We start from the raw sequence: 9613 nt of genomic DNA, 5'->3' as shown, positions 1-9613 counted from the left end.
GGGTGCGGACGACCTCCAGTTCAAGGCCGGGGACGTCCTGCGGGGCATCAACCCGGGGGCCTGAACCCGTCCTGACGGGCCCTCGCATCGTCGCGGACCGCCCTTTCCCTGGGTGTCAGCGGTGGGTCAGGTGGGTGTCAGGCCGTGCGGGCACAGTGGTCTCACGCCGAGGGGGTACACGCCACCGCCAAGGCTTGGAGAGGTGCCCGGAGCGGCTGATCGGGTGCCAGACCGGTAACGGTCGAGCAGGACCCCCGGGTCCGCGCAGGTTCGAATCCTGCCCTCTCCGCCCTTGCCAGGCCCAGGTCTGACGGGACCACATCGTCCACCAGAACCCGTCGACGCACCGCCGGCTGTTGCGCCTTTGCCAACTGCTCACGAACCGTCGTTGCCACCGTTGTTGACCTCGCTCACTCGTCCAGTCAGATGGTCGGCGAGCCGTCATCAGGGGTGTTGGGGTAGATCCCGACGAACTGCAGAGCCATCGTTGTCTCCCATGACGAACGGATTCCTGCGTCTCCATGGCCATGGTGGGCCTGATGATTTCGGGTCAAGGCCCTGTTCGCGTACGCGCGGTGGAGATCCCGATGGGCAGGGTGAGCGCGCACCGGTCGGTGCTGGGGTGGCCGGCGCCGACCGGTGCGGGGCCGGGTGGGTCAGCCCTTGGCGAGGGCCTGGACGCGGTCGTAGGCGCCGTTGAAGTAGTTCTGGTCGCCGGGGAGGGTGCCGGAGTCGGCGTACTGCCAGATGGTCTGGTAGCTCCAGCCGGCCGGGAGGGTACCGACGGCGGTGGCGTAGCGGGCGATCCAGAGGGGGTTGGTGGTGCCGAAGCCGGCGTTGTTGCCGGTGCAGCTGGTCCACCAGTTGGTGGTGGTGTAGATGACGGGGTAGCGGCCCGTGCGGCTGTGGACGGTGTTGCTGAAGTCGCGGATCCAGCTGACCATCGCGCTCTGGCTCAGGCCGTAGCAGGTGGCGCCGTACGGGTTGTACTCGATGTCGAGGGCAGGCGGCAGGGTCTTGCCGTCGGCGGACCAGCCGCCGCCGTGGTTGACGAACCAGGTGGCCTGGGCGGCGCCGGTGGAGGTGTTGGGCAGGGCGAAGTGGTAGGCGCCGCGGATCAGTCCGGCGTTGTAGCTGCCGTTGTACTGCTGGGCGAAGTAGGGGTTGGTGTAGGTGGTGCCCTCGGTGGCCTTGACGTAGGCGAAGCGGGCGCCGTTGGCGGCGGCGGTGCTCCAGTTGACGTTCCCCTGCCAGCCGGAGACGTCCATGCCCTTGGTCTGGGTGACGGCCAGGCTCTGGAGCGGGGAGCCGGATCTCCCCTCGTGGGCCGCGACGGTGGAGCCGGCGAAGTCGAGCTCGGGGTGGAAGCCGGCCGGTTGGCGGTCGGCGCCCGCCGCGTGGGCGGGGACGGCGGCGGCGCCGAGCAGCAGCGCGCCGGTGGCGGCGGCCAGGGCCGCGCGGTGCAGGAGACGGAAGTGGAGAAGACGGAAGGTGGGCACGAGCACTCCTTCGAGTCGGTGTGATGGAGCAGGCTAGTCATGCACCGGACATGGTCACCATGGCGCGTAGAACACATGACGAACGGTCAATAGATGTGGCCCGACACCATGACGAAGCCGAGGGGCAGGCGTGTGGCACGATGCGGGCGGGGCCGGTGGTCGGCCCGGGATGTGAGAGCGAACGATGACGTCGGAGACCTCAGAGCTGACCTTCCGCCCGGCCGGGCCGGCCGATGTGGCCGCGTTGCTGGAGCTGGTGGAGTCGGCCTACCGGGGTGACGCCAGCCGGGCCGGCTGGACCACCGAGGCGGATCTGTTGGACGGGCAGCGCACCGACGCCGAGGGGGTGGCCGCCGCGATCGGGGCGCCGGAGGGTGTGGTGCTGCTGGCCGAGCGGGACGGTGAGCTGCTGGCCTGCTGCCAGTTGGAACACCGGGGTGAGACGGCGTACTTCGGGATGTTCTCGGTGCGGCCCACTCAGCAGGGCGGGGGTCTCGGCCGGGCGGTGCTGGCGCAGGCCGAGCTGGTGGCGCGGGAGCGATGGGGTGTGACCGCGCTGGAGATGACGGTGATCGTCCAGCGGGCGGAGCTGATCGCCTGGTACGAGCGGCGGGGTTACCGGCGGACCGGCGAGTTCTCGCCCTTTCCGTACGGTGACGAGCGGTTCGGTGTCCCGCGCCGCCCCGATCTGCGGTTCGAAAAGCTGATCAAGGGGATCTGAGGGGTCACCACCGATCCGTCCGTCAGCCGCCGTACAGGCTGTGGCAGATCCGGGCCTGTTCGGAGCCGGGCGCCCACTGGCCGAGGCGTTCGGCTTCCGCGCACACCTGGAGCGAGGCGAGCAGGTCGGGGGAGGAGCCGGTCGGTGAAGGGGCGGCGCTGGACCGGGGGCTCCGGGAGGGTTTGGCCGGCTTCGGGGACCGGACCTGACGAGGGGTCGGGGAGGTGGTGGGCGTGACGGAGGGCGGTGGCGGGCTGCTGCTCACCGCCACGGGCGGTGGCGGTGGTGGCGGGGGCAGCAGGACCGGGGACGGCAGGCCGAGCGGGCTCGGTGACGGGGTGTCGAGCAGTGGCTGCATCGACCGCTCCGGGGCCGCCACACAGGCGCTCGGGAGCCAGCAGAGCCCGGCCAGTACCATCACCCCGCCCGCCGCCCAGGCCGCCCGCCGCCGCATCCGGCTGCGCCGCGACGGCAACGGTGTCACCGGCGGCTCCCAGGGGGTGGGCGGCGGTGACTGCTGCTCCCACCCGTACTGCCAGGGTGCCTGCCACTGCTCGCTCACGCTGCTCCTCCGCCCGGGAGCCGCCGCTGCTCGGAGCCCCCATGCTCAACGAGCCACCGGCCCGGGCGGAACGTCTTCGCGTCCGCTGAGAAGAGGGAGAAGACGGAGAGGACGCTGCACGCCCGGTGCGGTGAGGTTCCTCACCCGGCAGCCGGGCCGATTCCCACCCACGGGGCGGCAGACGGGTGGTGACGCTGCGCCAGGTGGGGGTGGTTCGGGTGCGGGGCGGCGGCGGGCGGTCGATGCTGGGCGGTATGCAGACCAATACCGATCGTGATGCCGCCGCCCCGCTGGTCGAGGTGGCCGAGTTCCGGACCGACAGCCGCTACCGCCTGGTGCACTTCGCGGGGGCGGGGTGGGAGCCGTTGGCGCCGGAGGAGTTCGAGCCGAGGGTGCACGAGCTGTTCCCCGAAGTCGACCCGCACGACAGTGCGAAGGTGCACTGGGCCGACCGCCCGTGGGAGTGGCCGGCCTGGCACCCCGGGGAGGCCTGACGCACCGTAGGCTGGCCGGATGGCAGCCGGGGGCGGATGGCAGGGCGGGTGGACCGGTGGGCAGCGGGCCGTCCATCTGGGGGACGTGGCGGACTTCAACGCGCAGTTCGGGCGGCCGGGGTCCGGGGCGTTGCGGCAGGCGCACCACTACTCGTGCCTGGCCGCGTTCTACACCCCGGACCCGGCCGTGCTGGTGCTGCCGCTCCAGGTCGAACCGGAGTGGACGGACTGGCTGGCCGGCGAGCTGGGCTGGGGCCCGGTCGAGGTGCACAGCGGGATCGCCCCGGACACCGGGCTCGCGGAGGCGCTGGCGGCCCGGCCCGGTCTGCGCGACCGGATCGCCGACTCGGGTCTGCCGATCCGGAGTTGGGGCGGGACCGGGCCGGTGGTGCGGCGGTTCGAGTCCAAGGCCGAGTCGCACCGGCTGTTCCGGCGGCTGGCCGCCGACCACCCGGCGATCCGGGTGCCCGAGCAGTGGCAGCCGGCGTCGCGGTGGCGGCTGGCCGGGCTGCTCCGGGCCCGCGCCGCCGCCGGTCTGACCAGCGTGGTCAAAGCGCCCTACGGGGTCGGCGGCCACGGCACGGCCGTGCTGACGCCCCGCCAGGTCCGGGCGGCGGGTGGCGCCCTGGCGGCGCTGCGGCGACTGCGGGCGGAGACCGGCCGGGCCCCGCTGCTGGAGGAGTTCGTGGCCGGGCACGGCCCGCTGCGCGACCTCAGCTTCGACGGGGTGATCGGACAGGACGGCGAGGTGCACCCGGTCGGCACCGCCGTGATGCACATCGAGGGCACCACCTACCGGGGCGCCACGGTGGGCCCGGACGCGGTGCCCGCCTCACTGGCCGGTCCTGCCGCCGCGTTCGGGCTCGCGGTCGGCCGGGCGCTCGCCGAGGCGGGCCACCGGGGCTGGTACGACCTGGACTTCGTGGTCGACCCGCTCGGCCGGCTCGCCCCGACCGAGACCAACCTGCGGCTGACCGGCCCGTCGGTGGCCTTCATGCTGGCCGCCCGCCTCGGTGGCAGGGCCCGGTACGTCCGGACCCTGGACCGGCTCCCGCTCGGCGCCCGGCTCCCGCAGCCCGCCCTGCTGGCGCACCTGGCCAAGGTCGCCGAACGGTGCGCGGCGCTCGGGGTGGGCCTGCTGCCGACCATCCCGACTGCCGGATTCGATCCGCTGCCGTACGCCGGGGTGGCGCTCTGGGCCGACGGCACCGAGCAGTTGGACGCGGCCGAGTACCTGCTGCGGGCCGCGAACCAGGGGCTCGCGGACCCGTTCGCGGGTGTGCTCAGGGAGCGCTGAAGGTCGGCCGGGTGACCGGCTCGACGAAGAAGACCTGGCCGCCCCGGCCGACGCAGCGGGCCATCACGGTCTCGGTCCCCGCGCCGGTGCCGTCGCCGGCGATCCCGGCGCAGCCCTGGCCGTCCACCCGGAGCACGTACGTGCCGCTGCCTGCCGGTCCCGACGGTTCGACGTGGAAGTGGCTGCCCTGGGTGCAGTCGTCCATCGGTTCGAGCAGACCGAGGCCGGGGCCGTCGGTGAGGGCCTTGAGGCAGCCCTTGCCGTAGTCCGGGTGGTGCCACTGGATGTGGTACTCGTCGCCGCCCAGCGGCTCCAGCAGGGTGGCCTGCGGTCCCGCTTCGCCACAGGGGCGCTGGACGGCCACCAGGGGCGTGTAGCGCTGGTCGCGCACCCGTCCGTCGGTCAGACAGAGCTCGGGCGCGGTGACCGGGCGGATCCGGACCCACCCGGTGGGCAGCACGGCCGGGGCGGCGACGGACTGCTGCTTCGGTGCGGCGACGGGGGGTTCCGAGTGCTCGGGCGTCAGGGCCCACACCAGCACGGCGGCCGCCAAGGTGAACGAGGCGACCAACGGGAGCCGGGGTATCCGGCGGCGGAGCGCGGCCGGCGCACGCTCAGCAGCGGGCGACGGCGGGGCCGACACCGGCGGAGCCGGCGGGTCGGCGAGTGCGTCCCGGGCCCGGAGCCAGTCCGCCTCCCGGTCCGCCGCGCCGCAGGCCCGGACGAAGGCGGAGAGCAGCTCCGGGCGGGGCAGCGTGCGGCCGTTCAGTACGTCGGCGAGCGTGCTGCGGGCCAGGACCGAGCCCTGCTCGGCGGCCCGTTCCTCCAGCTGTCGGTACGTCAGACCGGCCTTGCCCTTGAGCTCCCGCATCAGCGCGAGGAACCCGGCCGCGTCCTCGGCCTGTTCCGGCGCCACCCCGTGTTGACTGTCCATGCGTCATATCCTGTCCAGCCGACGCTGATTCGGCAATGCCCCCCCTTGAGTGCTGTCCGGATTCGATCCGGACAGGCCGCTGACCAGGCCGGACAGCCGAATCGCTGTCCGGGACAACGGAAAGCCTGGACCGGGGCAGGGTCGGGCTGCCAACGTACGGACCGTACCCGAACCCCGAACGAGGAGTAAGGCCATGCAGCTCCGACTGCGGTCCGAGCACTACGACTTCAGCCTGCTGGCGGGACGGCCCGCCTGGCCTCAGCGGTCCGTCGGCCGTCCCGGCTGCCAGGCCAGGAAGCAGACCAGTACGGCCGCCGCGACGATCAGCGAGACGTTGAACCCGTAGACCAGCGCGGTCTGCCGGGGCCAGTCGGCGGCCCGGCTGATCCGGTACCAGTTGTCCTGCGGCCACCAGGCGGCGAGCAGCCAGAAGACGGCCAGCCGGGTGACCAGGGTCAGGCCGGGCGGACGGCCGTTGCGGGCCAGCAGCGGGCCGCCGAGCAGCAGGAAGGCCAGGCCGAGGCCGAAGCCCAGCCACTCGACCAGGTAGAGCAGTTGGAACAGTGCGTCCCACGGCGACGGCACCCCGGACAGGTCGGTCGAGCCCGGCCAGAAGCCGTCGGTCAGTACCGCGGCGGCGAGCGCCCCGGCGGCCGTGGCGGCCGCCCACCTGGTGCCGTCGCCCAGCCGCCCGTACTCCGCCGCCAGGAAGCCGCCGCCCTTGCCGCCGGAGACCGCCTTGGCGGAACCCCCGCTGCCAGGACCGGGCGCGGCGTGGCCGCGCGGCGCGGGCAGCGGCAGCGAGCGGGCGTCCAGCTTGCCGGCCCGGGTCCTCGGCAGGGCCGGGAGCGGTACCACGGCCTCCGGGAGCAGCCGGTCCGGCAGCCGTTCGGCCAGGTAGGCCCGGAGCGCCCAGGGTTCGGCCCGCGCGCCCTCGGCCGCCACCACGTACGCGACCAGACCGGTCCGGCGGGGGCCGGTCTCCACCTCGGCGACCGCGCTCTCGCGCACCTCCGGGTGGCCGCGCAGCAGGACCTCCACGGCCGCCAACGAGGCGGCCGCCGCCGGGTCCTGGCCCGCCGCCCGGCCGACGAACTCCAGCAGTCCGTCCGGCCGCAGCACCCCGATGTCGCCGGTCCGGTAGACCCGGCCGCCGTCGACGAAGCGCTCGGCGGTGAGCTCGGGGCGCTTGAGGTAGCCCCGGCCGACCCCGGGCCCGGACACGCAGATCTCGCCCGGGGTGCCCGGTGGCACCGGCTGCCCGGCCGGGTCGAGCAGCCGGATCCCGGTGCCCGGGAACGGCCGGCCGATCAGCGACAGCCGCTCCGGGTGGTCGGGCTCCTCGGCCAGCGTGGCGCTGTCGAACCAGGCGCTGTCCACCGCCGCCTCGGCCACGCCGTACACGTTGATGTGCCGGACCCCCGGACCGAGATAGCGCTGCAGCCTGAGCTGCTCGTCCAGGTACCACTTCTCGGCGCCGACCGAGAGCAGCCGGACGCTGCCCAACTCCAGGCCCAGCGGCTGGAGATGGGCGAACAGCCGGCGCAGGGTGTGCGCGTTGGTCTCCATCACGGTGATCCGCTCGCGCAGCAGCAGCTCGTGCAGCTCGGCGGGGGAGGCGGTCCGGTCGAGGGTGAAGTTGCGCTGCGCCAGCACCAGGACGCCGCCGCTGCACAGAGCGCGGATCCAGTCGGCGGTGAAGACGTCGAACTCCAGCGTGGCGGTCTGCAGGAACCGGTCCTCGGGGGTCAGCCCGTACACCTCACGCCAACCCCGGTAGGAGTGCAGCAGGTTGCGGTGCTCGATCAGGGCGCCCTTGGGCAGGCCGGTGGAGCCCGAGGTGTAGAAGACGCACGCCAGATCGGCGGGTCCGGCCTGGTCCGGCAGCGGGCCGGTCCGCTCGGGGAGCGCGGCGCCGTCCAGGCAGAGCACGGTCCGGTCGACGGCGTCGGTCAGCCGGACCCGGTAGGCCTCCTGGGTGATCACCACCAACGGGTCGGCCTCGGCCAGCACATGACGGATGATCCGGTCCGGACCGGTCGGCTCCACCGGTACGTAGGCCGCCCCGGTCTTCAGCACCGCCAGCACGGCGATCAGCAGATCGGGGGTCCGGCCGAGTGCCACGGCCGCGAACTCGCCGCTCCGCAGACCGAGTTCGCGCAGGTGGTGGGCCAGCCGGTCGGCGCTTTCGTCCAGCTCGCGGTAGCTGAGCCGCTGCTCGCCGCAGACCAGCGCGGGTGCGTCCGGCGCGTGTCGGGCGTGCTCCTCGAAGAGTTGGTGAACCGTCCGGTCCTCGATGTCGTGCACAGCTCCGCCTTCCCCCGGGGGGACGGTACGGCGCCGCCCCCCTGACAGTGTGCAGGCAGGAGGGGCGGTGAACCGACAGTGAACGCACGGTAGTTGCAGACCTGAAACCTGACCGGGGCCGGAGTGCTACTGTCCGGTAACCATTAGCACGGGGGCGAACCGGATAAGGGAGTCAACATGGCCAGCTCGACACGTTCCGCCACGCTGCTGGCGGGCCTGCTGCTGGGCGCAGGTGTGGCCCACTTCGCCCGGCCGGGACAGTTCGACGCCATCGTGCCCCGGTCGCTGCCGGGTGAGCCCCGGGCCTGGACGTACGCCAGCGGGGTCGCGGAGCTGGCCCTCGGGGCGGCTGTCGCGGTGCCGCGCACCAGGAGGGTCGGGGCGCTGGCGGCCGCCGGGTTCTTCGTCGCGGTCTTTCCCGCCAACGCCAAGATGGCGTACGACTGGCGGCACCGGCCGACCCCGCAGCGGGTCACCGCGCTGGCCCGGCTGCCGCTCCAGGTGCCGCTGGTGCTCTGGGCGCTGCGGGTCGGCCGGAAGGCGTGAGCCGACCCGGCGCCCGCCGGAGACGGCGGGCGCCGGGATGACGGAGCGTCAGGCGGGGAGGTTGGCCTCGATCAGCGCGACCACCTCGGGGTCCTCGGGCTCGGTGCGCGGGCGGATCCGGGCCGCCACGGTGCCGTCGGGGGTGATCAGGAACTTCTCGAAGTTCCAGGAGACGTCACCGGCGGTGCCCTCGGCGTCGGCCGACTTGGTCAGCTCGCTGTAGAGCGGGTGCTGGTCGTCGCCGTTCACGTCGAGCTTCTCGAACAGCGGGAAGGAGACGCCGTAGGTGGTGGAGCAGAAGGTCTGGATCTCCTCGGCGGTGCCGGGCTCCTGGCCGAGGAACTGGTTGCAGGGGACGCCGAGCACGGTGAAGCCCCGGTCGGCGTAGCGCTGCTGCAGCCGCTCCAGGCCCGCGTACTGCGGGGTCAGGCCGCACTTGGAAGCCACGTTGACCACGAGCAGCGCCTTGCCCTTGTAGTCGGCGAGCGAAGTCGGCTGACCGTCGAGGGTGCGCAGCGGGATGTCGTACAGGCTCACAGCGGAGTCCTTTCGAGGGTTCATGAGTGGCCGAGCGGAACAACCGTCGGGAGCCGTGCGGTATTCCGTCAGGCCGGGGCGCCGAAGTTCTGGGTCCACCACGGGCCGCCGGAGGCGAAGTGGGTGCCGAGGCCCATCTCGGTGAACGCGCAGTTGAGGATGTTGGCCCGGTGGCCCGGGCTCTTCATCCAGGCGGCCATCACGGCGGCGGCGTCCTGCTGGCCCCGGGCGATGTTCTCGCCCCAGGTGCTCCAGCGGTAGCCGGCCGCCTCGATCCGGGGCTGCGGGCCCTTGCCGTCGGGGTTGGTGTGGTCGAAGAAGTTCCGGGCCGCCATGTCCTCGGAGTGGCCCTGGGCGGCGGCCTGGAGCTTGCTGTTGGCCTTGACCGGACCGCAGCCGTTCTGTGAGCGCTCGGTGTTGACCAGGTCGAGCACCTGCTGCTGGGCGGCGGCCGAACGGTTCGCCGCGCTGGTGGCCGGGGCCGGGGTCTTGGCGGGGGCCGAAGGCGCGGCGGAGGTCCGGGAGGGGGCGGCCGGGCTCGGTGTGGGGGAGGGCGAGGCGGTCGGGGAGCTGGGTGCCGCGGACGGGGAGGCGACCGGGGCGGGTGCAGGGGCGGCGGCCTCGACCTGGAGCGGCGCGGCCGCGACCGCGGCGGTGGCCGAACCGTCGATCCGGGGAGCCGCCTGCGGGGAGGGGCTCTGGCCGGCGCCCACCAC

Annotated in this window: 10 protein-coding genes and 1 pseudogene; 5 read left to right on the top strand and 6 right to left on the bottom strand. The window is 73.5% G+C overall.

Annotated features, from left to right (window positions below):
- The first annotated feature begins 196 nt into the window (after positions 1-196).
- A pseudogene (locus ACXJMZ_RS34780) lies at positions 197-289 on the top strand.
- A 367-nt stretch (positions 290-656) separates the two neighbouring features.
- Here the strand turns inward: ACXJMZ_RS34780 and ACXJMZ_RS34775 are convergent.
- Positions 657-1499 (bottom strand): lysozyme, encoded by an 843-nt coding sequence (locus ACXJMZ_RS34775; protein ID WP_457034019.1) that lies wholly within the window; start codon positions 1497-1499, stop codon positions 657-659.
- A 184-nt stretch (positions 1500-1683) separates the two neighbouring features.
- Here ACXJMZ_RS34775 and ACXJMZ_RS34770 point away from each other — a divergent pair, with 184 nt between their 5' ends.
- Positions 1684-2220 carry a GNAT family N-acetyltransferase gene (locus ACXJMZ_RS34770; RefSeq protein ID WP_457034018.1) on the top strand — a complete coding sequence of 179 codons (537 nt, stop codon included), beginning with the start codon at positions 1684-1686 and terminating at the stop codon, positions 2218-2220.
- A 22-nt stretch (positions 2221-2242) separates the two neighbouring features.
- On the opposite strand, the gene ACXJMZ_RS34765 is transcribed toward ACXJMZ_RS34770, so the two are convergent.
- Entirely contained in the window at positions 2243-2782 is a 540-nt protein-coding gene (locus ACXJMZ_RS34765) for a hypothetical protein (protein ID WP_457034017.1), read from the bottom strand.
- Positions 2783-3036: 254 nt separating this feature from the next.
- Between ACXJMZ_RS34765 and ACXJMZ_RS34760 the strand changes: the two genes are divergently transcribed.
- Together ACXJMZ_RS34760 and ACXJMZ_RS34755 are read left to right on the top strand one after the other, a co-directional pair.
- Positions 3037-3276, top strand: a complete 240-nt coding sequence (locus tag ACXJMZ_RS34760; protein ID WP_457034016.1) for a hypothetical protein — start codon at positions 3037-3039, stop codon at positions 3274-3276.
- A gap of 19 nt (positions 3277-3295) precedes the next feature.
- Positions 3296-4573, top strand: a complete 1278-nt coding sequence (locus tag ACXJMZ_RS34755) for a hypothetical protein (protein WP_457034015.1) — start codon at positions 3296-3298, stop codon at positions 4571-4573.
- Here the strand turns inward: ACXJMZ_RS34755 and ACXJMZ_RS34750 are convergent.
- Together ACXJMZ_RS34750 and ACXJMZ_RS34745 are read right to left on the bottom strand one after the other, a co-directional pair.
- Positions 4560-5507 (bottom strand): helix-turn-helix domain-containing protein, encoded by a 948-nt coding sequence (locus ACXJMZ_RS34750; protein WP_457034014.1) that lies wholly within the window; start codon positions 5505-5507, stop codon positions 4560-4562. The two genes, ACXJMZ_RS34755 and ACXJMZ_RS34750, sit on opposite strands and share 14 nt — an antisense overlap.
- Before the next feature lie 258 nt (positions 5508-5765).
- Entirely contained in the window at positions 5766-7814 is a 2049-nt protein-coding gene (locus ACXJMZ_RS34745; RefSeq protein ID WP_457034013.1) for an amino acid adenylation domain-containing protein, read from the bottom strand.
- Between the two features lie 177 nt (positions 7815-7991).
- Here ACXJMZ_RS34745 and ACXJMZ_RS34740 point away from each other — a divergent pair, with 177 nt between their 5' ends.
- Positions 7992-8360: a DoxX family protein gene (locus ACXJMZ_RS34740; protein WP_457034012.1), complete on the top strand. Its 369-nt coding sequence runs from the start codon at positions 7992-7994 to the stop codon at positions 8358-8360.
- A gap of 48 nt (positions 8361-8408) precedes the next feature.
- Here the strand turns inward: ACXJMZ_RS34740 and ACXJMZ_RS34735 are convergent, their stop codons facing one another.
- Complete coding sequence (locus tag ACXJMZ_RS34735; RefSeq protein WP_457034011.1) at positions 8409-8897, bottom strand: glutathione peroxidase; 489 nt, start codon at positions 8895-8897, stop codon at positions 8409-8411.
- A gap of 68 nt (positions 8898-8965) precedes the next feature.
- Positions 8966-9613 (bottom strand): CAP domain-containing protein (locus tag ACXJMZ_RS34730; RefSeq protein WP_457034010.1); only part of this gene is annotated, 648 nt, incomplete at its 5' end.

The organism is Kitasatospora sp. P5_F3 (assembly GCF_054049135.1).
This window is presented reverse-complemented; position numbering and strand designations above follow the sequence as displayed.

What these genes read in the sequence shown, in the direction of transcription:
- ACXJMZ_RS34770 (WP_457034018.1), top strand. Translation starts at nt 1,684, where the DNA reads ATGACGTCGGAGACCTCAGAGCTGACCTTCCGCCCGGCCGGGCCGGCC.
- ACXJMZ_RS34760 (WP_457034016.1), top strand. Translation starts at nt 3,037, where the DNA reads ATGCAGACCAATACCGATCGTGATGCCGCCGCCCCGCTGGTCGAGGTG.
- ACXJMZ_RS34755 (WP_457034015.1), top strand. Translation starts at nt 3,296, where the DNA reads ATGGCAGCCGGGGGCGGATGGCAGGGCGGGTGGACCGGTGGGCAGCGG.
- ACXJMZ_RS34750 (WP_457034014.1), bottom strand. Translation starts at nt 5,507, where the DNA reads ATGGACAGTCAACACGGGGTGGCGCCGGAACAGGCCGAGGACGCGGCC.
- ACXJMZ_RS34740 (WP_457034012.1), top strand. Translation starts at nt 7,992, where the DNA reads ATGGCCAGCTCGACACGTTCCGCCACGCTGCTGGCGGGCCTGCTGCTG.